The organism is Peristeroidobacter agariperforans (assembly GCF_004138335.1).
In the GTDB taxonomy this organism is placed as follows: Bacteria; Pseudomonadota; Gammaproteobacteria; order Steroidobacterales; family Steroidobacteraceae; genus Steroidobacter; species Steroidobacter agariperforans.
In genome coordinates, this window is record NZ_RYFW01000002.1 from 1,555,381 (window position 1) to 1,573,137 (window position 17,757).

Consider the following 17,757-nt stretch of genomic DNA (forward strand, 5'->3'; position numbering starts at 1 on the left):
GATCCGGTCAATGACTGCGTTCGGCATTGCCAGCTATGGCATAGCGGCGCTGAGCTTTCTGGTGCTGACCGTCCTGTTGATCACTGCCTGGCGCGGCAGGCAACAGGGCGCGCACTTGATCGTTGCGAGCGTGGCGACCGCCCTCTGGGCCGCGTTGCTGGCCGTGCAGAGCTACACTGGCCAGATTCCGGTCCTGGTCATCTATATTGCCGAGGCTATTCGTGGCGGCGCCTGGCTGCTGGCGCTGGTCGCGGTTGCCGGGGTTGCCGCGCCCCCAGCCTTGGCTAGGGCGGCACGCGTGCTCTGCGTGTTGTTGCTAGGCGCGGCAGTGGTCTTGCCGCTGCTCGAGCAGCTCGGTGTTGCCGTCATCAATCCCACGCTGCTGCTGTCTCGCGCCGGGCTGGCGCTGTCGTTGCTCGCGTTGATTCTGCTCGAACAGATCTATCGCAACTCATCTCAGTTGGCCCGCCGCTCGCTGAAGTATTTCATCATCGGCGTGGGCACGTTGTTCGCCTACGATCTGTTTCTGTATTCGCAGACCGAGCTGCTGCGTGCCGTATCTATCGATGCATGGGTCTCGCGCGGCATTCTCAACGCGGCCGCGATGCCCTTGATTGCCATCGCGGCGCGTCGCAATCCGGAGTGGTCGCTGGATGTGTTCGTGTCCCGCCAGATTGTTTTCTATTCGACGACCATTCTGGTCATTGGCTCGTACCTGACGGTGATGGCGCTCGGCGGTCTGTACGTCCGCGAGATTGGTGGGGCGTGGGGCAATATCGGTCAGATCGTATTCTTCGCGGGCGCAGTCGTCGTGCTCGCCAGCCTGGTGACGTCGGCGCCATTGAGGCGCCACACGCGCGTCTTCATCAGCAAGCACTTTTATCGAAACAAGTACGACTATCGCATCGAGTGGCTGCGCTTCATCGGCACGCTGTCCTCGAACGAGGAGGCGGACGTAGGTCGCACCGCCGTGCACGCCATGGCGCAGATCTTTGGCAGCCCGGGTGGCTTCTTGTTCCTGAGCGATGAGACCGGGAAGAAATTCCTGCCATACGCCGCTTGGCCTATGAGTATCGACTCGCTGCAGTTGCCTGCGAGCATCCCCGCCGACGACGACTTGCCGCAGTTTCTCGCCCGCAAGCAATGGATCATCGACACCGAAGAATTCCGTCGCACGCCGGATATGTACGGCAATATCGCGATACCGCCGTGGCTGCTCGAGCACGAGTTCCTGCGGATCGTGTCGCCCATGTTGCAGCTGGATCGGCTGGTGGGCTTCGTGGTGTTGTACGATCCGCCACCCCCGTTCGAATTGACGTACGAAGATCGCGACTTGCTGAAGACGCTGGGTCGTCACGTAGCCACCCACATCGCACAACAGGATGCGGACCGCCGCCTGGCCGAGAGCCGTCAGTTCGAGGCGTACAACCGGCTGACCGCTTTCATGATGCACGACCTGAAGAACTCGGTGGCGCAACTCAATCTCATCGTCGCCAACGCGCCGCGACACAAACACAAGCCGGAGTTCATCGAGGACGCGATGGAAACCATCGCCAATGCGTCCGATCGCATGACCAAGCTGATCGAGCAGTTGCGCGGTTCGACCTCGGCCGATCGCCATGTCGTCGCCGATTTGCGCGAGCTGACCCAACAGGCGGTATCTCGGTGCAGCTATCGTGCGCCCACGCCGCAATTGCAACCCGGGCCGCCCGCGATGGTCATGGCCAATGCGGAGCGACTCTCGGTCGTGATCGAGCACATCCTTCGCAACGCGCAAGACGCAACCAGCGCGACGGGATCGGTAACAGTGAGCATCCGCCAAGACGGTCGCGAGGCCGAGCTGTTGGTGGAAGATACCGGGGTAGGCATGGATCCGGACTTCATCCGCAACCGTTTGTTCCGTCCGTTCGACAGCACCAAGGGCGCCAAGGGCATGGGCATCGGGGCTTATCAGGTACGGGAATACATCCGTTTGCTGGGCGGGGACGTGGAAGTGCAGAGCAGTCCCGGACAGGGAACCCGTTTTGCGGTTAGCCTTCCGCTTTCGCGAAGCCAGGATGCGGCAGCGGCCACGCTGAACGGCGCCAACAGCTCTCGTAACCGGCCGGATCAAGCGACGGCGGACTCACCCAGCCCCATGCACCAGATATCGAAGGGCGAAGCATCGTGACAGACGACAAACCAAGGCTGCTCATCGTCGAGGACGACCTGGGGCTGCAGAAGCAGCTCAAATGGTGTTTCGACGAGCATGAAGTGCTAATTGCGGGGACGCGTGCCGAGGCCATGGCGCAGCTGCGGCGCTTCGAACCCGCCGTCGTGCTGCAGGACCTCGGACTGCCGCCTGACCCGGAAGGGGTCAGCGAGGGCATGGCAACGCTCAAAGAGATCCTGAGCGTGGCGCCTCAAGTGAAGGTAATCGTCGTCACCGGCAATCACGATCGCGACAACGCGGTGCGCGCGGTGTCGTTGGGTGCCTACGATTTCTACCAGAAGCCGGTCGACACAGATGTCCTGCGCCTGATCGTCAGCCGCGCGTTCAATATCTACGCACTCGAGGAGCAGAATCGGCAGCTGCGCGATGCGCAGTACAAATCGCCGTTCGAAGGGTTGATCGCAACCGACGAGGCAATGCAGAAAGTGTGTCGCATGGTCGAGCGGGTTGCGCCGACCGATGTGTCGGTGCTCATTCTCGGCGAAAGCGGTACGGGCAAAGAGCTGCTGGCGCGCGCGGTCCATTCCCAGAGCAGCCGCAAGGGCGGCCGTTTCGTAGCAATCAATTGCGCCGCGATTCCCGAGCAGCTGCTCGAGAGTGAGCTGTTCGGTCACGAAAAGGGAGCCTTCACCGGTGCTGTGAAGCAGACCATCGGCAAGGTTGAGCTCGCCGACGGCGGCACGTTATTCCTGGACGAGATCGGTGACATGCCGCTGGCGCTGCAGGCGAAGCTGCTGCGCTTCCTGCAGAACCGCGTTATCGAGCGCGTCGGCGGCCGTCAGGAGATTCCCGTCAGTGTGCGGGTGGTTTGCGCAACCAACAAAGATCTGCAGGCCATGATCGGCGAGCAACGGTTCCGGCAGGATCTCTACTATCGCATCGGCGAGGTGATCGTTTCGGTACCACCGTTGCGGGATCGCCGGGGTGCGGCGTCGGTGCTTGCGCATTCGTTCCTGCGCAAGTACAGCGGCGTGCAAAGTCGGCCCAAGCGTGGATTCTCGGCGGAGGCGATTGCCGCCATCGAGGCCTACGAGTGGCCGGGCAATGTGCGGGAGCTGGAAAACAAGGTGAAGTCCGCAGCCATCCTTGCGGATGCTGCCATGATCACGCCGGACGATCTCGGCCTGCGCCAGGCTGACGAGCTGGAGTCGCTGTTCAATCTGAAATCACTGCGCGCTCGGGTCGAGCGCCAGGCGGTGTTGCAGGCAATCAGCATCGTGGACGGCAATCTCTCACGCGCCGCGGATCTGTTGGGGATCAGCCGGCCGACCCTCTACGATCTGATGGACAAGTATTCGATTCGAGACTCTCGATGAGTGTCGAGAGTCCAGCGACACCAGGCGAGGCGGTATCCGCGGAAGGCGTTTATCCGCCTGCCCGGGCTTTGCTGAGGGTGGGCTGGATTGTGCTGATCGCTTTGGCGGTCGCACTGATCATGTGGCGCACCACCGCCACGCTGCTCCGCGAATGGAGCGACACTGACGATCTGACGTACACGCACGGGTATCTGATTCTGGCGATATCGGTGTGGGCGCTGTGGCGCTCTCGTGATTCGCTAGCCCGAGAGAACAGTGCGCCTGTCGCAGCGCTCATTCCGATCAGCCTGGTGCTGTCAGTCGCGTGGTTGATCACTTATCGAGCGGGACTGCTGGTGGTCTATCAGGCGCTGCTGCCGCTGGCCATGTGGGTGGCGGTATGGACCATCTGCGGATGGGGAGTGGCGCGCACCAGCCTGTTCGCTTTCGGTTTTCTTTACTTCGCAGTCCCGATATGGAGCCTCGCGAATTCGACGTTGCAGCACGCGACGACGGCGGCGATGAAGGCGTTGCTGCCTCTGTTCGGCGTACCAACGTACTTCTCGGGCAACACAGTCTATATACCGGCCGGTGTCTTCGAGATCGCCGGAGGGTGCAGCGGCCTTCATTTCTTCATCGTTGGTACGGCCATCGCCACTTTATACGGCGAAGTCCACCGCGACTCACTGAAGACCCGAGCGATCTTCGTGCTGATGGCAGCAGTGCTGGCTGTGCTGGCGAACTGGGTGCGTGTGTTCACCATCATCGTCGCGGGCCACCTCACGAACATGCAGCACTTTCTCATCCGTGTCGATCATTACTACTTCGGCTGGGTGGTGTTCGCCGTCGCGATCGGATTGTTCCTGTATCTGGCTTCGAGAATGCCGCAGGGCCGGGCAGCGGACCCGATGATCGAGCGAACCTCGCAGCCGCAGCCAGTTTCGCGGCGAGCCTGGCTCATCGCTGCCTGCACAGCAGTGGCTGTGGCGCTGGGGCCGTGGCAAGCGAGTCGAGTCTCGGCGGGGGCGCGAGAACCCGCATCGGTCCTGCCGACACTGACCGGATGGAATGGTCCTGACAACGCCGTGGGGGAGTGGCGCCCAAAGTTTCCGAGCGCCGACCAGTTGCTGTTGGGCAGCTACTCCGCAAATGGCCAGAGTGTCGATGTTTTCGTTGCTGCCTATCGGGAACAGCACCAGGGCAAGGAATTCGGTAGCCTCGGCAATTCGTCTCTCGGCGAAGGACTGGAGAGTCGATTACCCCGCCGCGCGTTGAGCGGAGGCATTGGCGAGCGCATCGTCATCGACGATCAGGGGACGCGGTGGATCCTGCGTGATACGTATGTCGTGGGCGAGCGGAATTTCTATGCCGCGAGTGTCGGGCAGCTCTGGTACGGGCTGACTGCACTGTGGCGGGATCAGAGGTCAGCGGCCCTCGGGGTGCGGGTCAAGTGCCAGGCGGAAAGCTGCGACGCGGCGCGCCTGGTTGCCGACGAATTCCTGTTGTCCTCGGGCGTTGTGCATGCCATCGCGCAATAAGAGCGGCACCAGCCGCGGAGTAACCGCCATGACGATCAGAATGGCTTGCTGTATCGCCGCCCTGCTAGCGCTGTCGGGCTGCGACGCTTTCGTTTCCAACGAGACAAGAATCGAGCGCGCCGAACAGCTGATTACATCCGGCGCACAGCGCGAAGCCGTCATCGAACTCAAGAATGTCATCGACGATGAGCCGGCGAATGCCCGAGCGCTCACCTTGCTCGCGACGGCGATGTATCAGCTCGAGGATGTGCAGGGCGCCAAGACCGAATTGCAGCGTGCCATCGATGCCGGAGCGCCGCGCGAGGACCTGGCGGAGATCGAGGGAATGCTCATGATCTGGGCGCACCAGTTCAAGGAGCTGGAGCAGCGCCTTGAATCGGGTTCCATCGTCGCGGATGACGAGTTGCGCAGTGTGCTCATCGCGCGCGCGAAGGTCGGGCAAGGCGATGCGGAAGGCGCAAAGAAGACGCTGAACGATGCGCTTGCGCGCGAGCCTGATTCTGCCGAACTGATGAGAGCGCTTGCGGAAGTGCTCGCGGCAACGGGTGAGCGGGACTCGGCTCTCGATCTCTTGGAGAGACTGCTCGCAAAACATCCGCGGAATGCGCGTGCGCTGTTGAGCCAAGGGTCGCTGCTGGCGCAAATGAATGAGCTCGATGCGGCAGAGAAGTCCTACACCGCGGCCTTGCAGTACGGGAACGCGACTCTCACTTTCCCCCAGCGAACCATGGCGGCCGCAGCACTGGTCGAGATCCAACTTGCGAAAGGCGATGTGCCGGGCGCCGAACGAGCCCACGGGGCGCTGACGGAACTGGCTCCAGACAGCTTCGTTTCGAGGCTGCTCGCGGCTCGTATATTGCTCTCGAAACAGGAATACCCAGCCGCCACGGCTGAGCTGCAACGCGTCGTGACACAAGCTCCGCAGTTCGTCGCTGCGCGCGCCTTGCTCGGCGCTTCGCTGTTTTCGCAGGGAAGTTTTGAACAGGCCGAACGCCAGTTGTCGGAAGCCGTGCGTCAGGCCCCAGAGAATATCGAGGCACGCAAGTTGCTGGCGCAGGTGCGCTTGCGCATGAACAGGCCCGCGGAAGCCATGGATACCCTGGTACCCGCACTCGATGACGAAGCGACCGATGCCGGGCTCAACGTGCTCGCGAGCAACGTCCAGCTGCGCATGGGGGATGAGTCGGCAGCGGTGGCGCTGCTGGAGCGTTCTGTCGCAGCCAGCCCCGCCAATCGCGAACTGAAACTGCAGCTCGCGAGCGCGTATCTGCGCACAGGTTACAGTGCGAAGGCAGTCGAGCTGCTCAAGCAAGTTGACGCAGCGGAGAACACTGTCGAGAAGGAAGCACTACTGGTTGCCGCGCTCGCCGAGTCGAAGGGCATGAGCGCCGCTCAGCAGGAAGTGCAGAGTCTGTTGCGCGCGCATCCTCGGAATGTCGCGATTCTCAATCTAGCCAGTGCATTCTTCATTCGTAGCGGAGAACTGCAGAGCGCGCGCGATGTGCTTGCGCGTGCCTCCAGTCTCGAGCCGAAGAACCGAGTGACGTTGACCAATTTGGCGCGCCTCGAGATTGCTGCCGGTAGAGTGGCCGCTGCAGAGGGAATTCTGAAACAGATTATCGAAGCCGATCCCGCCAATGCTCCGGCCCATCTCGAGCTCGCCGCATTAGCTATGCAGCAAGGCAAGACTCGCGAAGCTCTTGCCGGGCTCGAGCAACTCGCGAAGCGCGATCCCAAGTCGATCGAAGCGAGGCTGGCGCTGGCGCGCGTGCACCTCATCGACAAGAAGCCGGAGCTCGCCGCGAAGCAGGTCGCCGCTGCACTCGAGGTAGCGCCAGACAAGGGGGCGGTTCACAACGCAGCCGGCAGTCTCTACATGCAGTTCGGGCGTATGGACGCGGCGCTGGCCGCATTCCGAGCCGCAGTAGCAGCCGATCCATCGAATGCTGCGTATCTCGTCAGTCAGGCTCAGGCGGAGACCGCGCTGGGCCAGACCGAAGCCGCACGCTCGACTGCTGGACGGGCACTGTTGGCCCAACCTTCCCACATTCCGGCAGTGGCCCTGAATGCGCTTCTGGACGTGCAGGCTCAACGCCCGGATGCGGCGCTGGGGCGCATCGAGGCGCTCAAGAAGCTCAGGCCATCCGATCCCGCAGTACTGGCACTGGAAGGCGAGGTGCTTCTCACTCTGAAACGCTATGAACGAGCGGCTGCGGTTCTCGAGCAAGCGGCGGCGGGCCGTGCGAGCTCGAGGCTGGCAGTGAAGCTGTACCAGGCCAGGCAGCTCGCGAAGCTGCCGAACTCGCTGCAGCCCCTGGAATCGTGGCTGGAGCGTTATCCCGGCGATTTGGCGGTCCGACGGCTGCTCGCTAACGCATATCAGCAGACCGGGCGCCGCGAGAAAGCAATGCTCGAATACGAGTTCCTGGCGGCTCAGGCTCCCGGCGATGTGATGTCGCTGAACAACCTGGCGTGGCTGCAGTACGAAGCAGGAGATGCCCGCGCCGCTCAGACCGGGGCGGCTGCGTATCAACTAGCTCCGAACAATCCAGCGATCGCGGATACGTACGGCTGGATACTCTTGCACCGGGGTGACGTGCCCCGCGCAGTGGAAATATTGGCGGCGGCCGCGAAGAGTTCAGACGAACCCGAAATCCGATACCACTACGCCGCCGCCCTGGCGAAATCGGGAGATCGGGACCAGGCACGCGAGACTCTTACCGCCATTGTCGGCGGGCCGAAGTCTTTCGCGTCCCAGGCCGACGCCGAGCGTCTGCTGCGGGAGCTGGCCCGGCCAGCGTCTGGATCGGAGGGCGCTCCATCAGGCGGTCGGTAGGACCTGTACAGGAGGGCAATGCTCGTGCATTCGGGCCGGTCTTGCTTCACAGTTCGAGATCCTGATTACGCTCGTCGCGCGCCGATTTGTTAACCTTGATCGCCGGCGGGTAGTGCAAGCGTCGGATTTATTTACGTTTCGGTAGACCCCATGCGCATGATCCCGTTTCCAATGCTTGCAGTGGCTCTGGCATGGCTGTGTCAGAGCGCGACAGCGCTGAGTGCAGAGGGCGCCGTGGCCGAGCCGACCAAACCGGCCGCCGCTACAGCTCCGCCCCCCGCGGCTAAGCAGAGCGACAACGAATATCTGATCGGTCCGGGAGATTCGCTCCAGGTGTTCGTGTGGCGTAATCCGGAGCTATCGACCACCGTGCCGGTGCGACCGGACGGCAGGATCTCGACGCCGCTCGCCGAAGACGTCGTGGCGGTGGGCAAGACGCCTACCCAGCTTGCACGTGATATAGAGAAGGTGCTGGCCGACTACATCCGTTCTCCGCAAGTGAACGTGATTGTGAGCAATCCGGTCAGTACCTTCAGTCAGGTGAAGATCATCGGCCAGGTGACGACACCTCAGGCAGTGCCGTATCGCGAAGGGATGACCGTGCTCGACGCCGTGCTGGCAGTCGGGGGCCTTGCGGAATTTGCTGCTGGCAACCGCGCAAAGATCATTCGGAATGAAAACGGCAAGCCCAAGGAGATCAAGATCAAACTGGATGATCTGGTCAACAAGGGCGATGTGAGGCAGAACCTCGCGCTGCGTCCGGGCGATGTGCTGGTCGTGCCCGAATCCATTTTCTAACGGATCGCTCCAATGCTACCTGTCGTCGAACAAGTCCTGGATCAGGTGCGCGATGCCTGGCGCTTTCGCTGGTACGCGATCGGCATCGCTTGGATCGTCTGCGTGGTCGGTTGGCTCGTAGTGCTCACGATGCCAGACGTTTATCAGGCAAAGGCCCGCATCTACGTCGATACGCGCACCGCGCTGACACAGACGGTCGAAGGCCTGGCCTTCGAGCAGAACATCGAGGCGCAGCTCAACTTCGTCCGTCAGAATCTGCTGGGTCGTCCCGCTTTGGAGCGAGTCGCCCGCGAGACGCAACTGGATCGCGGTGTGACGACCGCGCGAGAGCGCGAGGCACTAGTCGAAACGTTGCGTAAGCGGATCAACATTGAAACCGGCCCCACGCGACGCAACGCGACCGACAGCATCTACACGATCGCATACACGGACCACAGCCGGGCGAAGAGCCTGGAAGTTGTCGATCGGCTGCTGAACACTTTTGTCGAGGATACGCTCGGCGGCAAACGCGAAGGATCGGTCGAGGCGCAGCGATTCCTGGAGGCGCAGATTTCCGAATATGAAGCGCGACTCGCGGAAGCGGAAACACGCCTGGCTGATTTCAAGCGGAAAAACGTGGGATTGGTGCCAGGCGATCAGGGCGACTATTTCGCGCGCCTGCAAGCTGAAGTCGACAACTTGCGCAAGCTGAAAGAGCAATTGAGCATTGCGACTTCGCGGCGTGCGGAGCTGGCAACGCAGCTGCGCGGTGAGAGCGCTGTGCTTGCAGCATCCGCTGCACAGTCCAGCCGCGATGCGGCGGGCGGCGATACGGGTGGGCGACTGCAAGAGGCTCGGGCCCGCTTGGACGAATTGCTGCTGCGCTTCACCGACAAGCATCCAGACGTAATCGCTTTGCGTGAAACCATCGCGCAACTCGAAGAGCGGCAGAAGAACGAAATTGCGGCGCTCCAGCGGGGCGACCTTCGGGCAGCGCTGGCTAGCGGTGTCGGCGCCAGCCCCGTCTACCAGCAGATCCAATTGCAGATCAATCAAACCGACGTGGAGATCGCCGCTCTGCAGCGCCAGAGTGCTGACAGCGACAACCGCATCGCCGAACTGCGCAAGCTCGTCGATACCGTGCCTGAGGTCGAAGCCGAATTCGCCCGCTTGAATCGCGATTACGACGTGACCAAGCAGGCGTACAACCGACTGGTCGACCGCTTGGAGAAGGCACGCATTTCCGAACAGGCCGAAGAGACGGGCTCGGTGCGTTTCGAGATCATCGATCCGCCCGCGGCGCCGTTTGAGCCCGTGTCTCCGAAGCGCACAATGCTGCTGCTGGGAGTATTGGCGGCGGCCTTGGGCGCCGGGGCTGGTCTCGCGTACGTAATGAACATGCTGCGACCGGTGTTCAATACTTCGAAGTCGCTCGCCGAATTCACAGGCTTGCCGGTGCTTGGTGCAGTCAGCGTCACAGCACTCGAGCAACTTCAGCTGCAGAAGCGCATGAGCCTGATCCGGTTCTCGACGGCCGGTGCGTTGCTCGGGATAGCATTCCTGATGGTGCTGTTGCTGCAACAGCCGGGCACGCGCTTCATTCAACGTTTGATTGGATGACAGGACCTTAAGCTATGAGCCTAGTCGAACGGGCGCTGACCAAGATGCGCGAGTCGGGCCGCGGCCCAGCCGATCTATCGGCGTCGCCTGCGCCCCAGCGGCCTCAGTACGTGGAGCCGCCGCAGAGCCTGGCCCGCCTGCTGCCCGCAGTGGAAGGCACGACAGCCTCGAGCACGGGCTCGTCTAAGATCGTCCAGATCGACCGTGCGAGCCTGCGCGCCAACGGACTGTTGGCTCCAGAGAATCACCAGCGCCGCCTTGCCGACGAATACCGTCAGATCAAACGGCCGATCATCGCCCACGCGATCGGGCGCGGACCCGACAAGGTAGCCAGAGGCCATCTTGTGATGGTCGCGAGTGCGATGGCGGGCGAGGGCAAGACCTTCTCGTCGATCAACCTTGCGATGTCTCTCTCGCTGGAGAAGGACATCAGCGTGTTGCTCGTCGACGCAGATATCCCCAAGCCGCACATTACGCGCACGTTCGCCCTGGAGAACGAGCCAGGACTGCTCGATGTGCTGCGCGATGAGAACATGCGCGTCGAGGATCTGGTCGTGCGCACCGACGTTGACGGCTTGAGCATTTTGCCGGTCGGCAAGCAGTCGGAGACGGCAGAGGAACTGCTGGCCAGCGCACGCATGGAACAGATTGCCTTGCAGCTTGGAACCCAGGACCCCAATCGGATCGTCTTGTTCGATTCGCCTCCGCTGTTGCTGACCAGCGAGTCGCGCGTGCTTGCGGGGCTGGTCGGTCAGATCATCCTGGTGGTTCGCGCAGGGTCGACCACGCAACAGATGGTGCAGGAGGCAATCAGCTATTTGGGCGAGGGACGCTCGATCGGCCTCGTGCTAAATCAATGTGAGATGGAGACGAAGACCGGCTACTACTACGGCTACGCCCCAAGCGGAAGCGGTACGGCTAACTAGCGGCTTGCTGTCTGCGGTCGAGAGCCACACTAATAATCGGAACGTATCATGCGCGTTAGGCGAGGTTTACTGCTCCGGGCGGCAATCGGTGCGCTGTGTGTGGGCGCCGCGGCGACCGTTCATGCCCAGACTTCCGGGGCTGCGTTCGGGCTGTCTGCTGGCTTGGGTCATTCAGACAACATCACGCGCGTCCCTGAAGACGAGATCGATGAATCCTTCGCCACCGCGGGATTACAGCTCAATGCCGCGCAACAGGGCAGGCTGAGCTATTCGGCGCTGGGTGACCTCGCCTACGTGGACTATCTGGACGACACTTTTGAGTCCGAGGTGGTGGGCGGATTCGATGGCACGCTCACGTATTCCTTCGTACCCGACCGATTCACCTGGACCGTGGAAGACACGTTCGGTCAATCGCAGATCAACCAGTTTCGTCCGGTAACTCCCGGCAATCGCGAGAACGTCAATTTCCTGTCGACGGGGCCGGATTTCTCGCTGCCGATCGGCGGCTCCCGCAATTTCGTCGACATCGGCGCACGATTCTCCGATGCCCGCTACGAAGATTCGGAGCTGGATAACGAACGCCTCGGCGGCACGCTCGCGCTGCGACGTCAGTTGACCTCCAGCAGTCTGGTAGCGCTGAACGGACAGGCCGATCGCATCGAATACGACGATGTTGCCCAAACCGAGTACGACGTGCGCAGTGCGTTCTTGCGATACGCTGTCGACACAGCGCGTACCTTGCTGAGCGTCGATGCGGGCTATACGGAACTGGAGCAGGACGGCAGCAAGAGCGACGGCACCTTATTCGGCCTGAATTTCTCTCGCGAGCTATCCGCAGCCACACGACTGACTGCGTCGGCCGGGCAACGTTATTCCGATGCGAGCGATGTGTTTCGTGTCCTGCGGCGGCGAGCCGCCCTGGATCCGCAGGCATCTCCCACCGAGTCGACGAGCGACGCATTCGAGTATCGTTACGCGACTCTGGGCTGGAGCTTTCAGAAGAACCGGACCAGCATTTCTCTGGCGGCGGGCCTCAATCAGGAGCGCTACATCGAAGAGACCGATCGCGACCGCGAGTATGTCGACTATCGGGTCGAGCTCGGCCGGCGGCTGAGCCGGACGTTGCGCGCTTCGATTTCGGCTCGTTGGTATGAGAACGAGTTCGACAATGTCGATTTTGATTCCAACGATTTGCGATTGACTGGTGCGATCTCGTGGCGGCTGGGTGCGCGCACGTACCTGGGGCTGCAGATGAACTACTTCGACCGCAGCAGCAACGATCCGGAATCCGAGTTCAGCGAGACTCGGGGACTGCTGACGATTTCCTACTTTCCGCGCGGCGAGCAGTTCTGATGTCGAATCGAGGGCCCATTCTTAACGCGATGACTATCGATGTGGAGGACTACTTCCATGTCCAGGCGTTCGCGCATGCAATCGACCGGTCGAAGTGGAACTCCATGGAGTATCGGGCCGAGGCCAACACGCACGCCTTCCTGAGCTTCTTCGACAAGCACTCGATCAAGGCCACGTTCTTCGTGCTTGGCTGGGTGGCGCAGAAATCACCGAGCCTGATCCGGGAGATTCAGTCTGCCGGCCACGAAATCGCCTGCCATGGTCTGAGTCATCGCCTGGTGTACGAACAGACTCCGGAGGTGTTCCGGCAGGAAACTTTCGCTTCGAAGGCGCTGCTCGAAGACATCACCGGCGTCAAGGTCAGCGGCTACCGCGCGGCGACTTATTCGATCACCCAGAAATCGCTCTGGGCGCTCGACATTCTTGCCGAAGCGGGCTTCGAGTACGACTCGAGTGTGTTTCCGATCCGTCACGACAACTATGGGATTCCCGATGCGTCGACTGCGCCCGGCGTCATACGTACGCCGTCGGGTCATTCGCTCGTCGAATTCCCGCTGTCCACGGCCTCGATGTTCGGCATACGTTTGCCCGTTGCAGGCGGCGGATATTTCCGAATCTTTCCGTACGCCCTGACGCGTGCGGGCTTGAACCAGATCAACACGCAGAGCGGTATTCCGTTCGTGTTCTATCTGCACCCTTGGGAAGTCGATCCGGAACAGCCGATGATCAACGCCGGCTGGCGCTCCCGGCTGCGGCACTACACCAATCTCAGCCGGACGTTGCCGCGCCTCGAGAAGCTCGTATCCGAGTTCCGCTTCGGAACCATGAAGGATTCGCTTGCGCAGATGGGGCTCTACGGCAGAGCCCAGCCGCCGCAAGCCATGAATACGCCCGCGCTGGCATGATCGCTTGCTCTATTTTCATGCCACATGAGTCACAAGAGTCCAACAGTCTCGGTCGTCATTCCGGTCTATAACCGCGGCAAGTTCGTTGGCGAAACGATCAACTCGGTGCTGCGCCAGACGTACACCGATTTCGAGGTCCTGGCCGTCGATGACGGCAGCACGGACGATTCGCTCGCGGTCCTAAAGTCGTTCGGCGACCGCATCACGGTTCTGCAACATCCCAATGGCGAGAATCGCGGCCAGTCGGCGGCGATCAATCTGGGACTCAAGCATGTGCGCGGGCGCTACGTTGCGGTTCTGGACAGCGACGACCTGTGGATGCCAGAAAAGCTGAGCATCCTCATCGAGTACCTCGAGGCGCATCCCGACGTCGGACTGGTCTACTCGAACGGCCACTGGATCGATGAGGATGGCAATTCGAAGGGCGTCATGTATGGCAGCAATCACGTGGAAGCCAGCGATCCTGCAGCTGTGCTGATGAACTGTTATTTCGCGCTGCCGAGCAATTCCATCGCGCGGCGCGAAGCGTTCGACAAAGCCGGTGGGTTCGATGAGACGCTGCGGACCGCACAGGACCACGATATGGCGGTTCGCGTAGCTGAGGTTGCACGCCTGGCATACGTGGACCGCGTGCTCTGGGCTTATCGCCGCCATTCGGCATCCGTCAGCAAGCGCAGCGGCGAAAAGCGCTGGCGTATCGGTTTCTACATTCTGGAAAAGGCGCGGCGCCGCTACCCGTATCCCGCCCATGTCATTCGCAAGCGCAAAGCCGTGCTGCACTTCAGGCTGGGCCAGTTGGCGAAGGAGCGGGGCGCCTGGTTGAAATTCTTTTGGCACATGAGCCTCGCAGGTCTGCTGGACCCGCCGCGGGCGGTCGGTGTGCTGACTCGTCAAGAAGCTGTTTCGTCTCCTCACTCGTAGGCATCGCACATGACGGCCGCAATGATCATTTTCTGGTGCGCGTTTGCCTGGATCCTGTACGTCTACGTCGGATACCCGATCGCGTTGGCGCTCATCAGCACCATCTATCGTCGCCCCGTGCGCAGCGCCGAGCACACGCCGAGAGTCACGATCGTGATCGCTGCGTTCAACGAGGCGGCGCACATTGCCCAGACCATTCAGAACAAGCTCGATCTCGACTATCCGAGAGAGCTGCTCGATATCATCGTGGTGTCGGACGGATCCACAGACGGTACGGATGATCTGGTGAAGGGTTTCGCTTCGCAGGGCGTGAAGCTCATCCGCCAGGAGCCGCGGCAGGGCAAGACCGCGGGGCTGAATCTCGCGCTTGCGCAAGCCACGGGAGACATCGTGGCGTTCTCCGACGCGAACTCCATGTACGACAAGGCGGCGCTTCGCAGGATCGTCGCGAACTTTGCCGACCCGGAGGTCGGGTACGTCACAGGCAAGATGATCTACACCGATCCCGACGGCTCGGTGGTCGGCGACGGTTGCAGCGCTTACATGCGATATGAGAACACGTTGCGGTCGCTGGAGACGAAGGTGGGCAGCGTCGTAGGCGTCGACGGCGGCGTGGATGCAGTTCGCCGGTCGTTGTATCAGCCGATGCGAGCGGATCAGCTTCCCGACTTCGTCCTGCCGTTGCGTGTCATCGCCAGCGGGGCGCGCGTAGTGTACGAGCCGGGGGCATTGCTGAAAGAGAACACGCTGAATCGAGCCACGGACGAGTTCCGCATGCGCGTTCGCGTGGCTTTGCGCAGTTTCTGGGCCCTATGGGATTCGCGCAAGCTGCTGCTGCCGGCGCCGTACGCGCTGTTCGCATTCCAGCTCTGGTCGCACAAGGTCCTGCGCTATCTGATCTTTCTGCCCATGCTCCTCGTTGCCGTGACCAGCATCCTGCTGTGGTCGTACGGCGATATCTACAAGCTCGCGGTGATCGGGCAGGTGCTCGCGTACGGCACCGTGATATTGGGCGTACTGGTACCGAATAGTCAGTTTCTCCAGCGCATCGGTGCGTTGCCGAGCTATTTCGTTCTGGTCAATATGGCCAGCGGCCTTGCCTTCTGGCGATTCCTGAAGGGCGAGAAGCAAGTGTTGTGGAAGCCGAGGACGGGCTGAGCGCATGCGCACGCCCGTCCTCTTCATTCTTGATTCCTTTTCCGGCGCCAACGCCGGCACGGAATCGCAGATCGTCCTGTTGTTGAATTCCCTCGATCGCACAAAGTTTGAGCCTCACGTCGTGTTGCTGCGTGGGCCGGATCGCATCAGCAGTTGCCTCAGCGGCGTGCCGGTAGAAGTGTTGGATGTGCAGCAGCTCAAGGCCCCTGGATCGTGGTGGAAAGCTCTGCGGTGTGCGTTGAGTTACCGGCGCAAGGGAGTCGGCGTCGCTCAGATATTTTTCAATGACGCTGCGGCGTTGTTTCCGTTTCCATTGTCCTTGTCCGGAATCCGGGTGGCTGTTGCTCGGCGCGATCTCGGCTTCTGGTATACGCCGTCGCTGCTGAAGCTGTTGCGATTCAGCGGTCGTTTCGTCGCTGCGGTCGTCTGCAACGCCGAAGCAGTGCGCAGCACGACGATCGAGCAGGAGCGCATACCTGCCGCACGTACGACAGTCATCCACAATGGGGTCACGCGCTCGACGGAAGTCACGGCGCCGAGTGACGTGCGATCGAAGTTCGGGATTGAGGAGGCGGCGCCGCTGGTCGGCATCGTCGCCAATCTAAGGCCGCTCAAGCGTATCGAAACGGCGGTCAAAGCCATCGCTCATCTTGCCCGGCTGAGCCCGGCGCCCCATCTCGTTATCGCCGGTGCGGATCGCGCGGGCGTCAGCGGCAGTTCTCACCAGGCCGAGATCGAAGAGCTCGCGATGGCGCTGGGCGTGGCGCAGCGAGTGCATTTCGTGGGGCCAGTGGACGATCCGATGCCCCTGCTGGCTGCCTGCGATGTGGCGGCGCTGTGTTCCGAAACCGAAGGGCTGTCGAACTCGGTGATCGAATACATGCTCGCAGGCAAGCCGGTGCTGTGTACACCCGTCGGTGGCAACAGCGAATTGATCGAAGAAGGCCGAACCGGTTACTTCTTTGAAGTCGGTGACGATGTGCACCTTGCGCGTCGTCTGGCGGAGCTGTTCGCTGACCGAGTACGGTTGCGGCAAATGGGGGAGCTGGCACGCTCGGAAGCCTCGTTCCGGTTCGATCCTTCCCGAATGGTCAGGGCGCACGAGGCCCTGTACACGCACCTGCTCGACCGCAGCGCGTTGGCGATGGGGCTGCCATCAGTGCCTTCCAGTCTTCCGAAGCAGGGACACAGCACACCATGAGCGCGACCGTACTCTGGAAGGCCAAGAGTAAGTTGGCAGGCGCGATCGGTCATCTCGGCGGTTACGCGATCGCTCGACAGCTGACACAGCGTTCTCCGCGCATTCTCATGTATCACCGCTTTTCGCCGGACGGATCGGGTAAGGGACTGGCCGTCGACGAGTTCGAGTACCAGGTGCGCGAGATCGCGCGGCACTTTCGCCCGGTCACGCTGAGTCAGCTCGTCAAGGAGCTCAATTCCCCGCAGGGGCCGGGTCCGAAGTCCGTGGTTATCACCGTAGACGACGGTTACGAGGATTTTCACCGCTACGCCTTTCCTGTGCTGCGCAAGCACGGTGTTCCCGCAACAGTGTTCGTCACCACCGATTTCGTCGACGGTAGCCTATGGTTATGGCCCGACGTGCTCGAGTACGCGCTTGATCACTGCGCTAAGAAGCACGTGAGCATTCAGGTGCAAGGTCAGACGGTGGAGATCGACCTCAGCAATGCGGATTCGAAAAAGGCCGGCTGGTCACGGCTGGTTTCCACATCGCTGTCGCTGCCGGATGCGCGCATGCGTGAGTTGCACGCAGATGTGCTCAGGCAGTGCGGCGTCGTGTTGCCGGCGAGCCCGACGGATGAATACAAACCGCTCTCATGGCAGCAGATCCGCGAGGTGGACAGTGCAGGCATCGAAATCGGCGCACACACGCGCACCCATCCCGCGCTAAGCCGGATTCCGCCCGAGCGGCTGGAAGAGGAGATTGCCGGCAGCAAGCGACGCATCGAACAGGAACTTGGTCATCCGATCTCGACTTTCTGCTACCCGAACGGTACGCCTGACGACATCAATGAGCAGGTAAAGGCGACCGTGCGAGCGGCGGGTTTCTGCGGCGCGCCGGTGGCGTTTTTCGACAAGCGCGTGACGGATGATCTGCACGAACTGCGCCGTTATCCGGTCGGGGCATGGCGGAGAAAATTCCTGCAGGCAGTTCACGGGGTGGAATTATTGGCGCGAGGCCACGCTTGATCACACAC

At 61.6% G+C, this 17,757-nt stretch carries 13 protein-coding genes; all 13 read left to right on the forward strand.

Features of this window, described 5'->3' with window-relative positions:
* The first annotated feature begins 10 nt into the window (after positions 1–10).
* The 13 genes from prsK (at position 11) to EK373_RS20605 (ending at position 17,749) form a co-directional block, all read left to right on the forward strand.
* Complete coding sequence (gene prsK / locus EK373_RS20545) at positions 11–2,170, forward strand: XrtA/PEP-CTERM system histidine kinase PrsK (RefSeq protein WP_129645555.1); 2,160 nt, start codon at positions 11–13, stop codon at positions 2,168–2,170.
* Positions 2,167–3,528 (forward strand): PEP-CTERM-box response regulator transcription factor, encoded by a 1,362-nt coding sequence (gene prsR, locus EK373_RS20550; RefSeq protein ID WP_129645556.1) that lies wholly within the window; start codon positions 2,167–2,169, stop codon positions 3,526–3,528. Before prsK ends, prsR begins: the two co-directional genes overlap by 4 nt.
* On the forward strand, positions 3,525–5,045 hold the full coding sequence (gene xrtA, locus EK373_RS20555) for an exosortase A (RefSeq protein ID WP_129645557.1): 1,521 nt from the start codon (positions 3,525–3,527) through the stop codon (positions 5,043–5,045). Before prsR ends, xrtA begins: the two co-directional genes overlap by 4 nt.
* Positions 5,046–5,073: 28 nt before the next feature.
* Positions 5,074–7,881, forward strand: a complete 2,808-nt coding sequence (prsT, locus tag EK373_RS20560; RefSeq protein ID WP_157994455.1) for an XrtA/PEP-CTERM system TPR-repeat protein PrsT — start codon at positions 5,074–5,076, stop codon at positions 7,879–7,881.
* 150 nt (positions 7,882–8,031) lie between these two features.
* Positions 8,032–8,679, forward strand: a complete 648-nt coding sequence (locus EK373_RS20565; protein WP_129645559.1) for an XrtA/PEP-CTERM system exopolysaccharide export protein — start codon at positions 8,032–8,034, stop codon at positions 8,677–8,679.
* A gap of 12 nt (positions 8,680–8,691) precedes the next feature.
* Positions 8,692–10,278 carry an XrtA system polysaccharide chain length determinant gene (locus EK373_RS20570; protein ID WP_129645560.1) on the forward strand — a complete coding sequence of 529 codons (1,587 nt, stop codon included), beginning with the start codon at positions 8,692–8,694 and terminating at the stop codon, positions 10,276–10,278.
* Positions 10,279–10,388: 110 nt separating this feature from the next.
* A complete protein-coding gene (locus EK373_RS20575; protein ID WP_157994457.1) occupies positions 10,389–11,204 on the forward strand; it encodes an XrtA-associated tyrosine autokinase in 816 nt (271 codons plus the stop codon).
* A 48-nt stretch (positions 11,205–11,252) separates the two neighbouring features.
* The gene (locus EK373_RS20580) at positions 11,253–12,557 is read left to right on the forward strand and encodes a porin family protein (RefSeq protein WP_129645562.1); all 1,305 of its coding nucleotides are present in this window, start codon (positions 11,253–11,255) and stop codon (positions 12,555–12,557) included.
* Positions 12,557–13,462: an XrtA system polysaccharide deacetylase gene (locus tag EK373_RS20585; protein WP_129645563.1), complete on the forward strand. Its 906-nt coding sequence runs from the start codon at positions 12,557–12,559 to the stop codon at positions 13,460–13,462. The genes EK373_RS20580 and EK373_RS20585 overlap by 1 nt, the downstream gene beginning before the upstream one ends.
* A 24-nt stretch (positions 13,463–13,486) precedes the next feature.
* Positions 13,487–14,383, forward strand: coding sequence for a glycosyltransferase (locus EK373_RS20590; RefSeq protein WP_129645564.1), 897 nt, complete (start codon positions 13,487–13,489; stop codon positions 14,381–14,383).
* Positions 14,384–14,392: 9 nt separating this feature from the next.
* On the forward strand, positions 14,393–15,541 hold the full coding sequence (locus EK373_RS20595) for a glycosyltransferase family 2 protein (RefSeq protein WP_198683474.1): 1,149 nt from the start codon (positions 14,393–14,395) through the stop codon (positions 15,539–15,541).
* A 4-nt stretch (positions 15,542–15,545) separates the two neighbouring features.
* Positions 15,546–16,742, forward strand: a complete 1,197-nt coding sequence (locus EK373_RS20600; RefSeq protein ID WP_129645565.1) for a glycosyltransferase family 4 protein — start codon at positions 15,546–15,548, stop codon at positions 16,740–16,742.
* The gene (locus tag EK373_RS20605; RefSeq protein WP_129645566.1) at positions 16,739–17,749 is read left to right on the forward strand and encodes a polysaccharide deacetylase family protein; all 1,011 of its coding nucleotides are present in this window, start codon (positions 16,739–16,741) and stop codon (positions 17,747–17,749) included. Before EK373_RS20600 ends, EK373_RS20605 begins: the two co-directional genes overlap by 4 nt.
* Positions 17,750–17,757 lie beyond the last annotated feature (8 nt).